Source organism: Leifsonia sp. NCR5, from assembly GCF_002105485.1.
In the GTDB taxonomy this organism is placed as follows: domain Bacteria; phylum Actinomycetota; class Actinomycetes; order Actinomycetales; family Microbacteriaceae; genus Leifsonia.
On sequence record NZ_NCSR01000015.1, the window covers coordinates 61,456 to 79,369 of the forward strand.

Consider the following 17,914-nt stretch of genomic DNA (forward strand, 5'->3'; position numbering starts at 1 on the left):
ACGGTACCTCGCTGGGTTCGATAAGCGCATAGGCGGCCGCATTGCTGAGACCCGTCGTCCCGACGATGAGGAACAGGTGCCGCTCGTCGTACGGAGCGGCCAACAGCTTCGCAATGTGGTCGCGGGTGGGATCGACCTGGAGAGCGGCGTCGACACCCTCGGCGATCGCCTCGCCCTCGCTGCTGAATATGGCGGAGGTAACAGGCGGCATCCAATGGACCTTCGGCTCTCCGCTGGGTAGGTATCCCCACATCACCGGGCCCGCTTCCCAAGCGAGCCACTCCAGCTCAGGATCACCGTGGATTACGTCTAGCGGCAAGTCCTCCGGGCGGGTTACGTTGTGTCGCTCAGCCAACGCGATCGCCAGCTCATAGAGCTTCTCCAGCCGAGCAAGGTCACGCACGCTAGGCGCGTGGATCGTCCACGTCAGGCGTCCAGGTGCCGGCGCACTAGGCCGAGTCTTGAGCTTCGCTCTGAGGTGGTGCTCGGAACTGTCCTCGACACTTGTCACTTCAAGGCCGGCTCTCCTGCCGTCCTCGTAGCGGATCTCACCGTCGATCGTTTTCCGCGGTGCGCCAGGCACATCGAGTTGCACCACGCTCGCACCCAACACATGCTCCACGACGCCGACTGCGTAGAGCTCGTCCCTCCGGAAACCGGACACTACTTCGCGCCCGCGCGCACTTTGGGCTCGCGAGCAGCGTTCTCATCTTCGGTCGCCTGCGCCAAAGCACGTCGAACGGTGGCGGAGCCAACGCGGAGGGTCTTGGCGATCGCGTCCCACGTCGCCGGCGGTGTCTGCGCGCGCATCTGCCTCGCGACCTCGATGCGCTCCGGCGTCATGACAGTTGGGCGGCCGCCAACCCGCCCCTGGGCGCGTGCATACTCGAGCCCCAGTCGCGTGTTCTCTCTGATGGTGTCCACGCGCAGCTGCGCGAACACGGCGACGATGCCGAACAGCGCGCGGCCCATCGGGCTTGTGGTGTCGATGACGGGTTCAGTCAGGCTCTTGATATCGACACCCTTATCCTCGAGCTCGTGCAACGTTTCGATCAGGATCCGCTCGGTGCCGCCGAGGCGATCCAGGCGCCGCACCAGCAGAACGTCACCGGCCCGCATGTAGTCCATGCAGGCGACCCATTGCGGGCGGTCTTTGATCCGGCTGGAGTCGCCGTGGTCGATGAAGACGCGCTCGGCACCAGCCGCTTTCAGCTCAGCTTCCTGCGCTCGTGGGTTCTGCTCCCGCTTCGACACTCGCGCGTATCCGACGACGGTCATCGTCCCCTCCCAAGATCGGTCTCATATCCCTGCGTCTGCGATCGCGTCGGCCGCGCCGAGGCCGACGAGATGCCACGCGACGGCGTGGCGGGGCCGCCCATGCTTGCGAACGTCCGCAGCTGTTCCAGCCGTTCCGGTGTGAGCCGGCCGCCCGGCGTCGCCGGCCGCACGATCCGGTCGAACATCATGTGCAGCCCGGAGAAGTCTCGCCGCTCCATCGCGTCCCGCGACGCCCTGTCGTTCTCGGCGCCGGTGACCTGGCTCCAGTCCAGGTCATAACCGGCGCCTGCGGCGACCTGCGTCCAGAAGATCCGTTGGGTGCGCCCGTTGCCCTCCCGGAACGGGTGGAGGTAGTTCACCTGGTCGTAGTGGTGCGCCAGGCGGTCGACGAACCGGTCACGGTCCAGCCCGTGCAGCTGATTGTCATCCGCGAGCTCCGCGAACGCGAACCCTGCCCCCGACTCGAGCCGGGACACCGGCATGAAGAATTCCGCCTCCGCATCCGTGCCCTTGCGGATATCGACGGTGCGCAGCTGGCCGGCCCAGTCGTAGACGTCCTGGAACAACTGACCGTGGATCGCCTGCAGCTGTCGGAGATCCCCGGTGACCTTCACCGGTCGGATGATCATTTGGACGCGGCGCGCCTCAACCAGGTCCGCCTCAGCTGCGTCGAGGGCACGCTGATCGGTGATGCCGAAGTTATTGCGGAGGATGCCCGAGGCGGGCTCGAGGTACGGGTCGACGAACTCAGGCAAGGCCGTAGCGGGCGCGGGTGCGGCGCACCAGCTCGTCGGCGTCGAACTCCCCCTCGACGAACGCTGCAGCGTCCGCACGGTACTCGGCCGTGGAAGACAGACCCTCCATCTCGGAGCTGTGCGCGGCGTCAGCCACCACACGCTCGCGGAGCTCGCGCTCAGCGGCGGAGATAGTGCTCGCGGTCTTGACGCTCATCGCTGCCCCTTTCGACCTCTTCATTCTACCAGACCTGCTCAAAAACCCCCAGATAGCGTTCTGAACAGAAGAGGGTTTCGGCAAGGGTTTTGATCAATACGCGTGTGGAGTTTGCCGCTCTTTGGCGGTGTTCTGTGATCGCTTTGTGTCGCTAATTGCCGATGACGAGGATGCTGGCGGCGGCTTCGATGACGTCGTCGGTGATGGTGTCGAGCTGGTTGATCTTGAGTACCCGGTTGATCTGAGGGAAGAGCCGTTCGAGGAGGCGAAAGTTGCCTCGGGTGATGCGTTCGATCGCGGCGATGGCTTGCGCGTCGGTGAAGTCGTCAGGGTCGAGAGTCCTGCCGAGTCGCTTCCAGTGGCGATCGAGAACGAAGAGGAGCTCTTCACGGCCGAGGGCACGGTAGTGGTGTGAGAAGCCGAGGCGGCTGTAGAGCTGGGGGTAGTGGCGGAAGCGTTCGTCGACGCCGGGCATGCCGATCAGGATCATCGCGAGGTGGGTGCGGTCGTGCCGGTCCCGAAGAAGCTCCAGGGCGGTGGGGGTGAGCCGTTCGGCTTCGTCGATGATGAGCAGCTCGACGAGGCGAGTGACGTCGTTCTGCCTGACCACTTCCCCGTCGGGCATGAGGGAGCGGAGGTGCTCGTCGGCGCAGATCCCGACTTTGATCTGCCAGTGGTCGATGTCGTGCATGAGGTCCTTGGGCCGGCAGAGGACTTCGGGTGTGTAGAAGACGGTGCGGGATCGGTTCGCCAGGGCGTAGTGCTTGGCGTCGTGATCACCTCTCGGTCCCCATGCGTTGATATACGGCTCGAGTGCGTCCCAGTTCGCGTAGCGGCGGGCGGAGTTGGTCTTCCCGACGCCGGCGGCGCCGTGGCAAATCCCGATGGTCTTCTCCTTTCGGACGGCGTTGGCGAACTCGGTGAAGCGTCGGTGTTCTTTGGTGACGATGAATGCTTGGTTCATCACTCATCCTCTTCGTAGGTGCGCAACTTCGGCCGCCGTTTGCTGGGTTCGGGGGTGCGAAGTTCCTCGCGGGTGGCAACGATCGGGATGCGGTCGTTGATGGCTCGCCGCAGCTGCTTGCGGCGGGCGCGGCGGGCGGTTTCGATGTCGCGGAGGCTGAGGCGAAGGTTGGGGTGAGCTTCGTCGATGGCGGTGCAGAGAAACGTGTCGCGGTCGTAAACGCGGATCTCGGAGATGTCGCGGGGGTCGTACCGGATTGTGACGGTGTGACCGACGAACTGGGCGAGGGTTGGGGCGAGGTAGCGCTGGCCTTGGAAGTGGATGCCGTCGCGTTGAACGACCCGGTTCTTTGGAACAGTAAGGAGGAGCCCGTCGAGTTCTTGAAGGCTGTCGGGCATACGAGGCATCCAGCCGTCCGCGACCCACGCGTCTCGCGGTGAGATCCCCAGCTCGCTGTGGGTCCGGTCGTTGTAGGTGCCGATGAATTCGCTGATCGCGCGGTCGAGACCAGCGAGGTCCAGCAGGGGCGTTGGTGTTCGGCTGCCCGGTCCGAGGTGGCCAGGGAGCGTGGCCAGGAGTTCGGTGTTGATGGTTCCGAAGAACCGTTCGATCTTCCCTCGGCCCTGGGGCCGGCCGACGGTCGAGTGAATAATCCTGAAGTGCAGGGCGAGTGCGGTCTGCTCGAGGTGGTGGCTGATGAAGTCGGAGCCGTGGTCCACGTGCAGGATGTCGGGGATGCCGCACATCGCCCACGCCGGGTCAGTCTTCCGCCAGATCGCCTGCCGGAGAGCCAGGGCGGTGTTGATCGCTGAGGGTGCGCCGGTGAAGACCATGTATCCGCAGATGGCGCGGGAGTAGTCGTCCATGACCGTGGTGAGCCAGGGCCGGTCGGGTTTCCCGTTGGCGCCGACGATGAGGATGTCGAGTTCGGTGTGATCGGACTGCCATGTCTGGTTGGGGTGTTCTGCGCGGCGGCGGAACACGAGCTCGTGCTTGTCCCGGTACGAGACCGGCCCCTCAAGTGCCAGGGTGACAAGGGCCGGATCGAGTGCCTGAACGATCTGGCGAACGGTCGCGTAACTCGGCACCGGCAGTGCGTGAGCTTTCGCCTCCGCGGAGGCGAGCCGGTGCAGGGTGGCGATGCTTGGGCGTGGCCGGGTCAGCGCCAAACGTTCGATGAACGCGACCGTCTCCGATGAGGTTCGGCGGACACCCTTGTCGGTGCGAGGGTGAGGGTCGAGGGCTGCGACGCCGCCCGCGCGGTAGAGCTGGAGCCAGCGTTGCAGAGTTCGGACAGAGATCCCGGTCTCTCGAGCGAGGACGACGAGCGGGATCTGGTCTTCGACATGCAGCCGAAGAACACGCCACCGCTCCGCCGCATCCACGAGCCACCTACACGGTGGCGCTCTCGCGAGCCGCGAGGGCCTGTTGGTGACGGTACAGAGTCGCCCGGCTCCACCCAACGAGTTTCGCCGCCTCCTTCGCCGTGCGGCCTTTCGCCCTGGCCTCGGCGACGAGCTTGAGCTTGTCAGCAACGACGACGGGATCTGACAGGGGCCGGCCGAACTTGGTTCCGCCTTGCCGGGCTGCGGTGATCCCGGCGTTGACGCGTTCTGTGATCAGTTCGCGTTCGTACTCGGCCAAAGTGGCGAGCATGTTCAACATCAACCGGCCCGAGGTCGTCGAGGGGTCGATCCCATCCGAGATGCTTTTCACCTGCACGTCCTGCTCTCGGAGCAGCTTCACCGTGTTGAGCACATCGATCAGGGACCGTCCAAGCCGATCGACCCGCCAGACGACGACGGTGTCGCCGGGCTTGGTGTACTCGAGGAGCTTCTTCATCCCTGGGCGCGAGATCGCGGTCCGGCTGCCCGAGGTGACGTCGGCAAAAATGTCCCGCTCTTGGACGCCGGACTTGACGAGCGCATCGACTTGCAGTTTCGCGTCTTGGCTTCTGGTGCTGACCCGTGTGTACCCGAGATGTCTCACCGGGCCATTCTGCCTCAACAACTGCTAGCAGCGGCGGAGAAAAGACACTTTGCGGTAAGACATGTTTCCGAGACGCATCGCGCCCCGGAAATCCGCCACTCCTTCCCGCGGTCCGGGAGAGGGTTTGCGTGCCTCGGAAAGCTTTAGATAGTTGAGACATGCAAACGTATGCGCTACGAAGCGGCTGATGGCCATGGCTGACACATTGTTACTCAGACAATCCCGGAGGCGGGCACGTACCTCAGGCTTCTTGGTTGAGTCGTTTGATTCGAGCTTGGGCTGCAGCAGCACCTGGGGCTGTCGGACGCAGTATGACGCGTACCGCGCCAAAGAGTGTTCGGGTGGTGGTGATTGCGGGCCATCGCGGCGTGCGGAGTCTGAGCAGGTCGAGGTAGAAGCTGGGCATGGAGGCTAGGGCTGCGGCGTAGAGGACGGGGTACGCAGCGCCGATCAAACGGGGGAGCGGGGGGTGGCGGAGGAAGTGCATAGCTTCGCGTACGCGGTCGTCGTAGCAGAGCATTGCGTTGAAACCGGCGAGCTGTTTCTGGAGTTCCTCGGCGGTAGTTGGCGGATCGGTGACGCCCATTATGGTGCCGGTCTGAGCCCACTCGCGCACGAATGCGTCGGGGCCGCCGGGGATTGGGCCGCCCCAGATCAGGTGTGCACCGAGGAGTGCTTCGGTGAATGTGATGTGGACCCATCGCAGTAGCTCTGGATCGCGGGCCGATAGGGGTGACCCATCCCGGCCGTGTCGGTGTAGGAGCCGTTGACTCGGCCGTGGGTGCGGTGGATGTTGTGCGCGGCTGCTTCGGCGGCGCGTGTGTCGCCAAAGGTGGTGGTCGCACCGACAAAGGCGTTGACAGCTACCAGCAGGGCGAACTGGGCGAGGTTTTCACGGAGCCCGAGCGTAGGGGACCCAGCCCTTGTCATGGCGCGCTTAGGCGAGAGTGAGGAACAGCTTCTCCAATTCCTCCACCGTCAGTGCCCCATCGCCGTCGCCGGGCTGGGTCAAGCAGTCGCGCAGGGCGGAGGAGACGATCGCGAAACCGGCCCGGTCAAGTGCCTTGGACACGGCAGCGAGCTGGATCACAACGTCGCGGCACTCGGCGCCCGACTCGACAGCGTCGATCACTGCAGCCAGCTGCCCCTGCGCGCGGCGCAGCCGATTGACAATCTTCCGGTCGGCGGCCGGGGTGATGGCCTCGTCTAGCGGCGTTGGTGTGTTCATGGGAGTAATCCTTTCCCCTGTGGGGAGTCCGGCGGGCGACCGGCGGGGCCGGCCAACTCGATCGATCAGCGCTCGAGGCGGAGCCCGGCCTGTGCCCAGGCAGCGGTGCCGCCGTCCACAGTAACAGCGTCACGGCCTGCGGCGAGGAGCACCTCCGCCCCCTGAATGCTGCGGCGACCAGACTGGCAGATGACCGCGACAGGTTGGTCCGCGGGGATCTCGGCCAGGCGGGTCCGGAGCTGCTGCAGGGGAATGTTTCGCGCCCCTGGGACGCGCCCGGTGGCGAACTCGTCAGGCTCGCGGACGTCGATGAGGACGCCGTCCGAGCGTGCAGCGAGCTGGTCAATGGTGATGTGCGTCATTGGTACCCCTTTCGATTCGTTTGATCCGAGCGTTCCCCCGCGCCCGGTCGTCAGCGGGAAAAGAGACGGGAGAAGAACCCACCGCCTGTGGTGGTCTTGCTCGACGTGTCGTGCTCGTGGCCGCGGCAACGCTGCGCGCTTGGCACACCTCGCATGACCTCATTCACGTGCTGGCCGCAACCCGCCCAGGTCGTCTTCCCGCACTTCTTACACGTCACCGCACGGCACATTTGGTCGTCTTCCTTTCACAAGAGGTGATCACCAGTATACCCCCTCCGGTATTGCGATAGGATGGGACAACGGTCGACGAAGGAGAAGAAGCATGGGAACGAAGGATCTGACCACCGCCGAGTTCGGCTCAATCGTGAGCCAGGCCGGCATCGTGCTGGTCGATTTCTGGGCGGCATGGTGCGGGCCGTGCCGCATGTTCGCGCCTGTCTACGCTGCCGCCTCGGAACAGCACCCCGAGATGGTGTTCGAAAAAGTCGACACCGAGGCCGAGCAGGAACTCGCGACCGCTGTGGGCATCACCTCTATTCCCACGTTGATGATCTTCCGCGACGGGGTCCTGGTCTTTTCGCAGCCGGGTGCGATGGCGGCGAACGCGCTGGACGAGCTGATCGCCCAGGTGGGGGCCCTGGACATGAACGCTGTCCGAGCCCAACTGGCCAGCAGGGTCGAGGAAGTCCGTGAGCGGGCGTGACGCTTTCCGCGGGGGCGCGTGACATCGCGGCCTGGCCACGCCGCCGGTTCGGCATCACCCTCGCCGTGACCATCGTGTTCACCGTGGTGGCGGCGGGCGTGTCCGGGTTGCCGCCGTTCGGGGCTGCGCCGGGTGCCGGATGGCGCTACCCGCTGCTGGTCCTGCTCGCGGCGGCCATCGGCTTGTATGGGGCGGCCGCGGTGCACCCTCCGGTCGGGGCGGAGATGACGTTGTGCGATCTGCGCTGGCCGGTACTAGCCGCAGCCGGCACCGTCTACGCGGGTCAGGGCGCGGAACCCTCGTTAGGACTCGTCGCGTTGTTGGGCATCGCTGCGCTCACGTTGATGGTGTGGGCGCTCGTGCAGCGATTGGATCAAGAGCGAGCGGCGCTGCAGGACGGAACCGGTGAGGTATGCGTCACCTGCCGTCCGCTGTTCGCCAGCACAGCCCGCCGCGATGCCACCGGGAAAGCCAGTGCTGTCGGCGCTGAGGCCTCACCCGGGCGTTCAGTGGCGGAGTCCGCTCCGGGTTGCTGTGCTGCCGGTGGCCACCCGGAGCCGGAGCTAATGAGTGAGGAGGAGGCGCATTGATGATGGGTTTCGGGATGGGCGGCTGGTGGCTGGTCATTGTGGTCGGTGTTGTGCTTCTGGTCGTGTTAGTTGTGCGGCTGCTGTCCGCCAGACACTCCGGAGGGAGCCCGGGGAATCTACCGGCACGTAGCGACGCTCGTCGCCTGCTCGATGAGCGGTATGCACGCGGCGAGTTGACCAGCGAGGAGTATCAGGAGCGGGTTTCCAACCTGGGGAGAGCCGACCGGTGAGAGCCATCGAAAGACAGGATTGGCGCCACGGGTGACCGCCGCGTCGATGACGCCGCTGCTTCAGCGCGTCGGTAACGGACAGCGAGGAGAGCGCGGATGATTCCAGGGTTGATCGTGAACGGTGGGTGGCTTTCAGGGAGCCTGATCGCCATTGGCGCTGTGCTGCTGCTCGTGCTCCTCTACTGGATGCTGGCTGGACCGCGTCGGCGCGATCGCGGACGCCGCGGATCGGTGGCTCCCGGGCGTCCGGTGTTGCGTGAGCAGTACAGACCGGCTGAGCTGAGCGTGAAGCGGGACCGGGGAGAGTTCACCGGCCCCGACGGGGACGACGGATGAAGCCGATCACTAGACGCGAGGCCCTCCTCCTCGGCGGTCTGGGCGCGGCGAGTATCATCGGCGGCACCGCCGGCCTGCTTGGATCCGGCGGCATCCCGGACCTGTCCGTTCCGCGACGAGGCGGTGGAGGCGCTTTTGCGCAGCCGCCGGTGCAAGCCAGCAGCGGCGGTGTTTTGAACATGACTGTGACTGCCGCACCTGCGATGGCGCAGATCGGCGGCCGCAGGGCGGCCATGTGGATGTATGACGGCGGTTTGCCGGGCCCCACCTGGCGGATCCGGCCGGGGGATCTGGTGCGAGTGCTGCTGCGTAATCGGCTGCCGCAGCCGACGAACCTGCACGTGCACGGCCTGCACGTCTCGCCCGAAGGCAACTCCGACAACATGTTCGTCACCATCCAGCCCGGCTCCAGCTTCCAGTACGAGTACCGGCTGCCCGCCGACCATCCGCCGGGCGTCTACTGGTACCACCCGCACCACCACGGCATGGTCGCCCACCAGGTCTTCGCCGGACTGTATGGTGCGATCATCGTGGAGTACCCGAAACCGATCCCCGTCGCCCGAGAGCGCGTGCTTGTGCTCTCGGACATCACGCTGGACGCCGCAGGGCAGCCCGCTGCCGCGACGGCCATGGAGAGGATGATCGGCCGGGAGGGCGACACGGTGCTAGTGAACGGGCAGCTCGCACCACGAATGGTGGTGCGGCCGGGAGAGCGCGAACGGTGGCGGATCGTCAACGCCTGCACCGCCCGGTATCTCCGGCTGCGACTGGACGGTCAGCAGCTGCAGCTGCTCGGCATCGACTCCGGCCGATCCGCGCACCCGGCCGAGGTGAGCGAGGTCGTACTCGCACCCGGCAACCGCGCGGACCTGCTGGTGACCGCCACGACCGGTACCTCCACGCTTCGCACTCTGCCCGTGAACCGGGGCGGCATGTCCGGGATGATGAGCGGTGCGGGGCAACCCAATCAGCAGGCGGTCACGCTTGGCACCTTCATCGTCGCCGGCGCGACGGTTGCCGGCCTTCCCGCACTACCGCCCCACCCGAAACCTCGCGACCTCAGCACAGCAACGATCGCCGCCCGCCGGCAGCTCACCTTTGCGATGGGGATGGGCGGCACGGCCGGCGGCATGCGCGGCGGCATGGGCGGTATGGGCGGCATGTCATTCACGATCGATGGGCGCCCCTTCGATCCCGCCCGCATCGACACCAACGTCACGGCGGGCACCGTGGAGGAATGGATCTTGACCAACACGAGCCCGATGGACCACCCGATCCACCTGCACGTGTGGCCGATGCAGGTGATGGACGGGTCGGCGCAGCCGGTGTGGCGTGACGTGGTGAACGTCCCCGCACGCAGCAGCGTCCGCGTCCGGATCCCATTCGAGGACTTCTCCGGCCGCACCGTCTACCACTGCCACATCCTGGACCACGAAGACGCTGGCATGATGGCCATCGTCAGCGCGGCCTGACCGAAAGGAACCCTGATGGGCTACACAATCACTACCACCCTCCCGCTGCCGTTCCCTGAGGCGGTCAACCGTGTCCGGGCCGCTCTCAGCGAGCAAGGCTTCGGTGTCCTCACCGAAATCGACGTGCGTCGCACGTTCGAGAACAAGCTCGGCGCTGAGGCCGCCGACGCCGTCGGCGACTACCTCATCCTGGGTGCCTGCAACCCCAAGCTCGCGCAGCGGGCGCTCAAGGCCGACCCGCAGATCGGCGCCCTGCTGCCTTGCAATGTCGTCATCCGGGGCGCCGGCACGGTGGGAACCAGCATCGTGGAGGCGATCGACCCGCAGACGATGGTTCAGCTGACTGGGTCACCGGAGGTGCAAAAGGTCGCCGATGAGGCCGGCACCCTACTCCGGGCGGCCCTCGACTCGCTGTAGTGCAAGTCGTGCACGCAAAGGCCGGCTTAAGCAGTTTGGCCTTGTTCGTCGGCCGATGTTCCGGCTCGCAGGCTCAGGCGCACCGGATGCTCCCAGCGCCCCGGGCCGATGGTGCGCAGCCGGACAGTGTCCCTGGCGTAAGCCACTGCGGCTGGAGTGATGCGTCCCAGAACGGGGCGGGTGAGGTGAAGATCGGACCCCGGTCCTGGGGAGGCGCTTCACGGGCAGCGTCAGTGCAGTTGCAGAATCGTGCTGACTGCGGTGGCGATCGCCACGGCGATCAGCAGGAAGGTGAACCACAGGTTCAGCCGGGCCGGGCTGACCCGGGCGGTGATCCGACTGCCGAGCAGGCTACCGATGATCGCGGCGGCGGCGAAGGTGGCGATCAGCGGCCAGTTCAATTGCACGCCGTGGCCAAGCCGGGAAACCAGGGCGGTGGCGCTGTTCACGGTGATCACGACCAGCGACGTGCCCACAGCCACCGGCATCGGCAACCGCAATGCCAGCACGAGCGCCGGGACGACAGCGAAGCCTCCGCCGACGCCGAAGAAACCGGTGAGAAGGCCCACGCCGGTGGCGGTTAGCAGCAGGATCACCACCCGAGGGCAATCGCAGCGAAACGGCGAGAACCCTAGGAGGGGAGCTTCGGGTGCCGTGGCGGGCCCGCCGGTACGACGCGTCTCGGCCCGCCGACGGCGGGTCATCAGGCCGGCGACGACCAGCATGAGACCTGCGAACGCCAGCAGCAGCACGTTCCCCGGGATACCAGCGGCAAGGAACGAGCCGACGGAGGTGCCGACTACGCCGAGCAACCCGAACACGATGCCTTGGCCGAGCCGGACACGGCCCGCCCTCAGGTGGGGCAGCATGCCGATCAGCGTGGTACCACCGACGATCAGCAAAGAGCTCGTGCTCGCCGCCGCGGGGTTCTGGCCCAGCAGGTAGACCAGGGCCGGGACGGTAAGGATCGAGCCGCCGCCGCCGAGAGCACCGAGACTCATACCGACCAGCAGGCCGAGCGGGATGGCTAAAACGAGCACAGGGTTCCTTCCGAGGAGCGGCTGGTGGGCGCCGGTATGAGCGCCCACCAGGAGTGAGCTCAGGCGGCGGTGTGCTCGGCTTCCAGAGCCAGGCCGGCTGCGGCGGCGGACCGGTCGAAGGAGTCATCGACCGAGACGACCCGGCGCCCTGCACGCGTGAGCAGGGATGCGGCAATGGAAGCCCGGTAGCCGCTTGCGCAGTGCACCCAGACCTCGCCTGCCGGCACCTCGTCCATGCGGGTGAGGAGGTCGTTGAGTGGGATGTGGACGGCGCCGGCGAGGTGCCCCTGAGCCCACTCGCCGTTCCGTCTCACATCCAGAACGGTCACCCGGCGGTGGTGCTGCACCTGCGCCAGGTCAGCGAAGCTCGCCTGCTCCAGCCTCGCCAGCGGTCCATCCGTCCACTCGGAGGGTGAACCGGTCGCAGCGGCAGCGGGCCGGTCGATGCCGACGCGGGCAAGGTCTCGTTGCGCATCCGCCACCTCCTGCGTCGTCTCGCCGAGGAGGGTGATCGGAGTGCCGGCCGGGATGAGCCATGCCAGGTAGGTGACGAACTGACCGTCCAGACCGAAGTTGAACGTGCCGGGGACGTGCCCGGCCGCGAAGGCGGTGCGGGTGCGCAGGTCGACCAGCCACTCGCCGGCCTCGAGGCGTTGCTTGAGTTCCTGCTTGTCCGCACGCTCCGGCTCGCTCAGGTCCGCCGCCGACGGCCCCGCCGCGTTCTCCGGCGACATCCGCACGTAGTACGCCGGGTAAGCGTCGAGTCCGGCGAGGACGTCGGAGACGTACTCTTCCTCACCCTGGCTGAGCGCCGGGTTACCGATCCGCTCCTGGCCGATCGTGGAGGCGGTCGCGTTGCCTCCGCTGGGTGTGACGGAGCAGAACGAGCCGAACCCGTGTGTTGGCATGAGCTTCGTCTCCGGCGGCAGTTCCGTCGCCAGCTTCTGCGCCGAATGGTACTGGTCGTGCGCCAGCGCGTCGGTGTGCGCTTCACCGAGCAGGTCCGGGCGCCCGGTCGACCCGTACAGCAGCGACCCCCCGGAGAACACAACAGGCTCGGCCCCCTCTAGCACGTAGGAGAGGTGGGTGAAAGTATGGCCCGGGGTCAGCATGGCCCGCACCCGCAACTCGGGTGAGACCTCCACGAGGTCGCCGTCCCGGATCGGGGTCCGCTGGAAAGACACCTCGTCGTCGGCGTTCACCAGATACTGCGCCCCAACCTTCCGCGCCAGCGCATACCCGCCGGTGACGTAGTCGTTGTGCACATGGGTCTCGAACACGTGAGTGATCCGCACCCCCGCGTCCGCGGCAGCATTGAGCATCCGGTCGATGTCCCGCTGGGGGTCGATGACGAAGGCGACCGTTCCGTCGTGGACGAGATAGCTGCGGTCGCCGAGGGAGGGCGTCTCGATGGTGAGGATGGAGGCGGGCATCAGAATTCCATTCGCTTGATCTGGAGAGGCTTGCCGTAGGGCGGCCAGTGGTTAGAAGAAGTCAGGAGCGGTCGGCGTGAGGCCCGGTGATCACTGGGTGTCCGGCAGCGATCCACCCTTGCGTTCCCCCCACGACCGTCAGTGCGTTGAAGCCTTGACCGGCCAGGTGCTCGGCGACGGCTCGGCTGCGGTTCCCGGCGGCGCAAATGACATAGACGGGCTCGCGCTTCGGTAACTGCCGAGACTGGCTCGAAACGGTCGCCGCCGGTATCGATCTGGCGCTGGGAACATGTCCCGACTCGTACTCGTCAGGTTCCCGCACATCGATGACCAACGCACCATTTCGGATGGCAGCGGCGGCCGCGCCAATGGGGATCTCTTCAACACGCGCTTGCATACCCCCTAGGGTATCACTGAAACGCAGCCGCGAAAGTGGCGGCGGGGCGCATCGGCCGAATCTAGATAGGAACCTCAGGGTCCGCAAATACGACCCCGGGTATTATTGGCAGGTTGCTGGCGTGGGCTGTCCGCGTCGGCGTGCTGTCGAAAGGGTCCTGATGTCGAAAACGGTCGTGTTTCTCTTCCATGACGATGATGCGTCGCTGCGGTGGGGTTCCCGCCTGGCAGAGGGGATCGCCTCGGCTGAAGAGGAGGACGTGGAGCTCGAGGTGTTCTGCTTCGGGCCAGCCCAAAGTGCGCTGGCCGCTACCCCCGGCGAGACGGCCGAGCGCGTCGAATACCGGGAGCGGATCGATCGGCTCGCCGCCGCAGGCGTGCGTGTTTCCACCTGCCGGAGCGCGGCAGAGTCAGCCGGAATGATCGAGGAGATGACGAAACGGGGAATCGCGCTGGAGTCGCCGCGCAACCAAATGGTCCAGTACGCCCGGGAAGGCGCCGTCGTCCTCAACTTCTAAGGTGCGCTCCTGCAAGCGGTTGGATCTCCGGGTCCCGGCCGACCCGTTCCGGCAACGGTCGCAGCAGGGTGATCCGCCCAGCTTCGGCGTGAACCACCTGCAGCGCCAAGTACTCGGCAACCACATCAGTGACGTCCCGTGGCGCGCCGTCCGGTTCTCGTAGGACCTTCACCGGCCCCGTTGCGGTGATGCCGCCCACCCGGTCAGGCTCGGCCGGGAACCAGTAGCCCGCGTAGCGGTACTCAGCCTGCTCGAGGAGGTCCTCCCAGCCGGATGACGGGTATCTCTGCACTTGGACACCGAGGGCGCGTGCCCCCTTCTCGCGATAGGGGTCCAGGGTGAAGCGGACGCCGGCGTAGGCGTGGATCCACCCGCCGGTCCAGGCAAACGGGTCAGGGTTCAGGCTGCCATTGATCGATGCCTCAATGTTGCTCAGGAGGTCTTCGCCTCGGACTGTGGTCCAGGCGATCTGTGCACCGACGGCGAGGAAGTGGTACAGGTCCTCCAGACGGATCGGGCCAGGCGCGACGTGGGTGCCGTAACGGAAGCCCCGGAACTGGGCGACATCGGTAGCTGCGACCTCTCGGATCGCCGTGGACAGAAAGTCGGACGAGGTCCCCGCGACAACGGCCGGGACCGGCTGGTGAGAGAAGTTCGACCGGTGCAGCCCAATCAGGGTACGGCCGACCGTCTCGTCGATCGGCCTGTCAAGGACCGCCTCGCTTATCGGGTTCCGGTGCGGTTCCCGACCTTCCCCGTCCACGAATGGGGACCGCAACCGGGTGATCAGCCGTTCGATCTCGGGGTCAGGTGGCAGTTGCGCGTCGATGCGATGCAGTCGGTATCGCCACTCGCGTACCCCGCCGTTGGAGCCGACGGTCAGGTCTAGTTGCGCGAGCCGGGTACCGTCTTGACCCACCTCGGACACGAGAGTCCCGGTCGTCGTCAGCACCGGCTCGTGGGTCTCCTCGTGCATGTCGGACGAGAGGATCACGTCGATGCCGGGATGGTGTTCGGCGATCAGGACGTTCTTCGCCAGCCCGAACTCCGACACCAGTACGACGAGATCGGCGCCGTCCTGCCGGAGAGCCGCGACGTGACCGGGCACCTCCGCTCCGTCGCCGGTGAACCGGATTCCTTTGGTTGCCCACGCTCCGAGGGCGACGAGAGTCCGCTCCGTGGTCAGCCCGATAATCCCCACGCGCACGCCGCCTACGCTGACCATGCGCCGGGGCGGCAGCAGCAGGTCGCCCGACGCAGCATCGTAGGCGTTCGCCGCGACCGCACCCCAACGGTTACCCGAACCCCCGGTGCCCGGTCCGAACAGCTGGAGAAAACGTTCTTTGCCGTAGAGATAGTCCCAGTTCCCTGGAGCGTACGCATCCACACCGAACCGGTCGATCACCTCCACCAGTGCCTGCCCGCGCGTGTACAGAGCTTCAGCGCTGCCTTGGATGGTGTCGCCGGTGTTCGCGAGCAGGTTTGCCGGATGTTCGGCCCGGACCCGGTCGATCAGCGTGAACATGCGGGCCAGCCCGCCCTCGCTACCGCCCGTTCCGTCAGAGCGCAGGTTCGGACGCGGCAACAGGTGCCCGTGGATGTCGCCGATCTGGATCAACGTCACTTCTCTACTCACGATGACCTTCCGTCTGTTCGTCGCGCACCGACTGAGCCTCTCGTGCCTCGGCTGTGCTGCGAGTGAGTCGGGGCCGGAGCAGAGCGGCGACGAGGATGAGGGTACCGGCGGCGGCAAGAGCGCCGAGCACCGCGGCGTCGAGGACCGGTCCACTCATCGAGCGCACCCACGATTCGACTCCGATGTCCTGCTGTGCCGAGAGCAGCCCGCCTAGATCACTGGTCCCGTCGGTGACGATCATGAGCAAGCCGATCACGACGAAAAGCACCCCGGCCACAGCCTGCCCGACCGTGACGCTCCAACCGCCGATGCGCAATGGACGTGTCCGCAGCAAGCGGCGCTGTCCCAGCCGCAGCCGATCCCAGAGCAGCGCCAGCAGCGCAGCCGGCAACGCCATGCCGGCGGCGTAGACGGCCAGGAGCGCACCTCCATACACGGGGCTTCCGCCCATGGCGGCGATCGTCAGAATCGAGCCGAGTATCGGGCCGGTGCAGCCGCCGGCCAATCCGTTCGCGCCGCCCAACAAATAGACGCCGAGGACGCTCGTGCCCGCCTCGCGCCGCGCATGCCGCTGCGGGAAGGAAACCCCGGCGAGATAGAGGATCCCGAATAGGATCAACAGGCCCCCGCCTACCGCCGTCACCAGGGACCGGTGGGCGTTGAAGAACACCCCGACCGAGGCGGCGGCCACACCTAGCGGCAACAGTGTGGACACCAGCCCAAGGTAAAACACACCCGTGCGGCCGAGGAGGCGGCGTTTGGACGCGAACGCATACGCGAAAAAGCCCGGCAGCAGCATCGCCGAGCACGGACTGAGGAGCGTCAGCACCCCGCCGAAGAAAGCGGCAGCGAAACCGATCGTCACCGCCCGGCGGCCCTTCGCTGCTGGTCGATAACCTCCGAGAACACGCTCAACGGTTGGGCACCGACCAACGGCTCGGACCCCACAAGGAACGTCGGAGTTCCGGATGCGCCGAGCCCCTGCGCCTCAGCCGCATCGGACATGACCTGACTGCGCAGCTTCGCCGAGTCGAGCGCCGCGGTGAAAGCGGTCAGGTTCGGCACCCCCACCGTGCGGGCAGTGTCAATCAGAACCTGCCGGGAGAGATCCGCGTGACCCATCCGAGGAGCGAGCGCGAAGAGTGCGTGATGGTACTGCCAGAACAGGCCCTGCTGCGCGGCGGCGCGCCCCGCGACCGCCGCATCGATGGACTGCTGGCCGAAAACGGGGAACTCGCGCCACTCGATCCGGAGCACCCCGGTATCGACGTACCGCTTCATCAACGCCGGCAGCGTCTCCTTGTCGAACGCGGCACAGAACGGGCACCGGTAGTCCGCATACTCCACCATCACCACCGGAGCGTGTACCGAACCCAGAGCCAGCGGGTCCCCGGGGATGCGCCGCGCCAGATCTGGGACGGCAGGTGCACTCGCTGCCGCCGAACTAACCGCAGAGCCAGGCCCCGTAGAAGCGCCGGGTGCCTGCCCGACGGTCAGCCATAATGCGCCGCCCGTGATGGCGAGCCCTATCACCACCGTCGACGCCACTACAGCAATCCGAAACTTCGTATCGCTCAACGCCATGTCCCATCCTCCAAAAAATACCACCGGGGGTATTCAATCACACTGGCTGGCATCAGGATGCATCGGGCCGGTAGGTGGTCCGGGCGGCGCGAGGCTTCACCCGCGCCCGGGCCGCACGGGGCAGGAGTCTTCGAAAATCAGGCGACGTACAAGAGCCACAACCAGGAGCAGGATCGAGGCCGCGGCGAGATAGGGCTCCATGGGGGCAAAGTACCGAATCGCGCCGCTGGCGCCGAGCGCGATCAACACCAGCTTGTTGCAAACCGGGCAGCCGACGGCGAAGAACGACGCCAGCGAGCCGACGGCTCCGAGCCGGCCGGTGCTGCGCCGGGCACCGGACGGGCGGCCGACATAGGTCGCCGTCAGCGTCCCTGTCAGTGCCGCAGTCAACACGAGGACAGGAACCGACCACGGGGTCAGCGGTACCGCGCGGGAGAACAGCGGCGTGTCGATCAGATCGGTCGGGATCCCCACGACGAGGAAGGTGGCAACAGCCACCGCCGCGGCCGTCAGCCACCGCCGGGCCGGCCACCCCTGCAGGTTCCGACGCAGCTGCGCAGCATTCACACTCACGCCTGCCCCCACCGATCGCCGTGCGGTCGGAGCAAGCTCGTTCACCCCAGGATGCTCGCTGGCGTCCACCACATCTCCTTTGAGTTGCTTTAGCATAGTCCGCGCAACTATACCCTGGGGGTATACACGCGACGACCCTGCTTGCGCTGCACACCAGCACCTATGGCTGGGCATCCGGTTCCGTGCGGATCCCGCTTGCGGGCCGGCAATCGCT

General features: G+C 66.4%; 21 protein-coding genes and 1 pseudogene. 6 read left to right on the forward strand and 16 right to left on the reverse strand.

Annotated features, from left to right (window positions below):
* Window positions 1–663 precede the first annotated feature (663 nt).
* The 9 genes and pseudogenes from B7438_RS13430 to B7438_RS13470 form a co-directional block, all read right to left on the reverse strand.
* Window positions 664–1,278 carry a recombinase family protein gene (locus tag B7438_RS13430; RefSeq protein ID WP_085370111.1) on the reverse strand — a complete coding sequence of 205 codons (615 nt, stop codon included), beginning with the start codon at window positions 1,276–1,278 and terminating at the stop codon, window positions 664–666.
* Complete coding sequence (locus tag B7438_RS13435) at window positions 1,275–2,033, reverse strand: Fic family protein (RefSeq protein WP_085370112.1); 759 nt, start codon at window positions 2,031–2,033, stop codon at window positions 1,275–1,277. The genes B7438_RS13430 and B7438_RS13435 overlap by 4 nt, the downstream gene beginning before the upstream one ends.
* On the reverse strand, window positions 2,026–2,229 hold the full coding sequence (locus B7438_RS13440; protein WP_085370113.1) for an antitoxin VbhA family protein: 204 nt from the start codon (window positions 2,227–2,229) through the stop codon (window positions 2,026–2,028). The genes B7438_RS13435 and B7438_RS13440 overlap by 8 nt, the downstream gene beginning before the upstream one ends.
* A 151-nt stretch (window positions 2,230–2,380) precedes the next feature.
* Window positions 2,381–3,193 carry an AAA family ATPase gene (locus B7438_RS13445; protein WP_045245673.1) on the reverse strand — a complete coding sequence of 271 codons (813 nt, stop codon included), beginning with the start codon at window positions 3,191–3,193 and terminating at the stop codon, window positions 2,381–2,383.
* Window positions 3,193–4,578, reverse strand: a complete 1,386-nt coding sequence (locus tag B7438_RS13450; protein ID WP_085370114.1) for a Mu transposase C-terminal domain-containing protein — start codon at window positions 4,576–4,578, stop codon at window positions 3,193–3,195. Before B7438_RS13450 ends, B7438_RS13445 begins: the two co-directional genes overlap by 1 nt.
* Before the next feature lie 7 nt (window positions 4,579–4,585).
* Window positions 4,586–5,182: a recombinase family protein gene (locus tag B7438_RS13455; RefSeq protein WP_045245692.1), complete on the reverse strand. Its 597-nt coding sequence runs from the start codon at window positions 5,180–5,182 to the stop codon at window positions 4,586–4,588.
* Between the two features lie 241 nt (window positions 5,183–5,423).
* Window positions 5,424–5,933, reverse strand: a pseudogene (locus tag B7438_RS21035) (oxygenase MpaB family protein); the annotation flags it as partial.
* A 186-nt stretch (window positions 5,934–6,119) separates the two neighbouring features.
* Entirely contained in the window at window positions 6,120–6,410 is a 291-nt protein-coding gene (locus tag B7438_RS13465; RefSeq protein WP_085370116.1) for a metal-sensitive transcriptional regulator, read from the reverse strand.
* 65 nt (window positions 6,411–6,475) lie between these two features.
* Window positions 6,476–6,772 (reverse strand): rhodanese-like domain-containing protein, encoded by a 297-nt coding sequence (locus B7438_RS13470; RefSeq protein ID WP_085370117.1) that lies wholly within the window; start codon window positions 6,770–6,772, stop codon window positions 6,476–6,478.
* A gap of 322 nt (window positions 6,773–7,094) precedes the next feature.
* Between B7438_RS13470 and trxA the strand changes: the two genes are divergently transcribed.
* The 5 genes from trxA to B7438_RS13500 all read left to right on the forward strand — a co-directional run bounded on the left by trxA (window position 7,095) and on the right by B7438_RS13500 (window position 10,520).
* Window positions 7,095–7,475 carry a thioredoxin gene (trxA, locus tag B7438_RS13480; protein WP_085370119.1) on the forward strand — a complete coding sequence of 127 codons (381 nt, stop codon included), beginning with the start codon at window positions 7,095–7,097 and terminating at the stop codon, window positions 7,473–7,475.
* Entirely contained in the window at window positions 7,472–8,065 is a 594-nt protein-coding gene (locus tag B7438_RS13485; protein WP_085370120.1) for a hypothetical protein, read from the forward strand. Before trxA ends, B7438_RS13485 begins: the two co-directional genes overlap by 4 nt.
* A gap of 14 nt (window positions 8,066–8,079) precedes the next feature.
* A complete protein-coding gene (locus B7438_RS13490) occupies window positions 8,080–8,295 on the forward strand; it encodes an SHOCT domain-containing protein (RefSeq protein ID WP_256922038.1) in 216 nt (71 codons plus the stop codon).
* A 332-nt stretch (window positions 8,296–8,627) separates the two neighbouring features.
* Window positions 8,628–10,103 carry a multicopper oxidase family protein gene (locus B7438_RS13495; protein ID WP_085370122.1) on the forward strand — a complete coding sequence of 492 codons (1,476 nt, stop codon included), beginning with the start codon at window positions 8,628–8,630 and terminating at the stop codon, window positions 10,101–10,103.
* A gap of 15 nt (window positions 10,104–10,118) precedes the next feature.
* A complete protein-coding gene (locus tag B7438_RS13500) occupies window positions 10,119–10,520 on the forward strand; it encodes a DUF302 domain-containing protein (protein ID WP_085370123.1) in 402 nt (133 codons plus the stop codon).
* A 230-nt stretch (window positions 10,521–10,750) separates the two neighbouring features.
* Here B7438_RS13500 and B7438_RS13505 read toward each other — a convergent pair whose 3' ends face one another.
* The 3 genes from B7438_RS13505 to B7438_RS21040 all read right to left on the reverse strand — a co-directional run bounded on the left by B7438_RS13505 (window position 10,751) and on the right by B7438_RS21040 (window position 13,390).
* Window positions 10,751–11,560, reverse strand: coding sequence for a sulfite exporter TauE/SafE family protein (locus tag B7438_RS13505; protein ID WP_256922028.1), 810 nt, complete (start codon window positions 11,558–11,560; stop codon window positions 10,751–10,753).
* A 59-nt stretch (window positions 11,561–11,619) separates the two neighbouring features.
* The gene (locus B7438_RS13510; protein WP_085370124.1) at window positions 11,620–12,993 is read right to left on the reverse strand and encodes an MBL fold metallo-hydrolase; all 1,374 of its coding nucleotides are present in this window, start codon (window positions 12,991–12,993) and stop codon (window positions 11,620–11,622) included.
* A 61-nt stretch (window positions 12,994–13,054) separates the two neighbouring features.
* Window positions 13,055–13,390 carry a rhodanese-like domain-containing protein gene (locus B7438_RS21040; protein WP_085370125.1) on the reverse strand — a complete coding sequence of 112 codons (336 nt, stop codon included), beginning with the start codon at window positions 13,388–13,390 and terminating at the stop codon, window positions 13,055–13,057.
* Window positions 13,391–13,550: 160 nt separating this feature from the next.
* Here B7438_RS21040 and B7438_RS20600 point away from each other — a divergent pair, with 160 nt between their 5' ends.
* Window positions 13,551–13,907 carry a DsrE family protein gene (locus tag B7438_RS20600; RefSeq protein ID WP_085370126.1) on the forward strand — a complete coding sequence of 119 codons (357 nt, stop codon included), beginning with the start codon at window positions 13,551–13,553 and terminating at the stop codon, window positions 13,905–13,907.
* Here B7438_RS20600 and B7438_RS13525 read toward each other — a convergent pair.
* The 4 genes from B7438_RS13525 to B7438_RS13540 all read right to left on the reverse strand — a co-directional run bounded on the left by B7438_RS13525 (window position 13,897) and on the right by B7438_RS13540 (window position 17,769).
* Window positions 13,897–15,543: a bifunctional UDP-sugar hydrolase/5'-nucleotidase gene (locus tag B7438_RS13525; protein ID WP_179150822.1), complete on the reverse strand. Its 1,647-nt coding sequence runs from the start codon at window positions 15,541–15,543 to the stop codon at window positions 13,897–13,899. The genes B7438_RS20600 and B7438_RS13525 overlap by 11 nt on opposite strands.
* Entirely contained in the window at window positions 15,536–16,408 is an 873-nt protein-coding gene (locus B7438_RS13530; RefSeq protein ID WP_085370128.1) for a cytochrome c biogenesis CcdA family protein, read from the reverse strand. The genes B7438_RS13525 and B7438_RS13530 overlap by 8 nt, the downstream gene beginning before the upstream one ends.
* Window positions 16,405–17,127 (reverse strand): thioredoxin domain-containing protein, encoded by a 723-nt coding sequence (locus tag B7438_RS13535; RefSeq protein WP_085370129.1) that lies wholly within the window; start codon window positions 17,125–17,127, stop codon window positions 16,405–16,407. Before B7438_RS13535 ends, B7438_RS13530 begins: the two co-directional genes overlap by 4 nt.
* Window positions 17,128–17,223: 96 nt before the next feature.
* Window positions 17,224–17,769 carry a hypothetical protein gene (locus tag B7438_RS13540; RefSeq protein WP_218775166.1) on the reverse strand — a complete coding sequence of 182 codons (546 nt, stop codon included), beginning with the start codon at window positions 17,767–17,769 and terminating at the stop codon, window positions 17,224–17,226.
* Window positions 17,770–17,914: the final 145 nt, after the last annotated feature.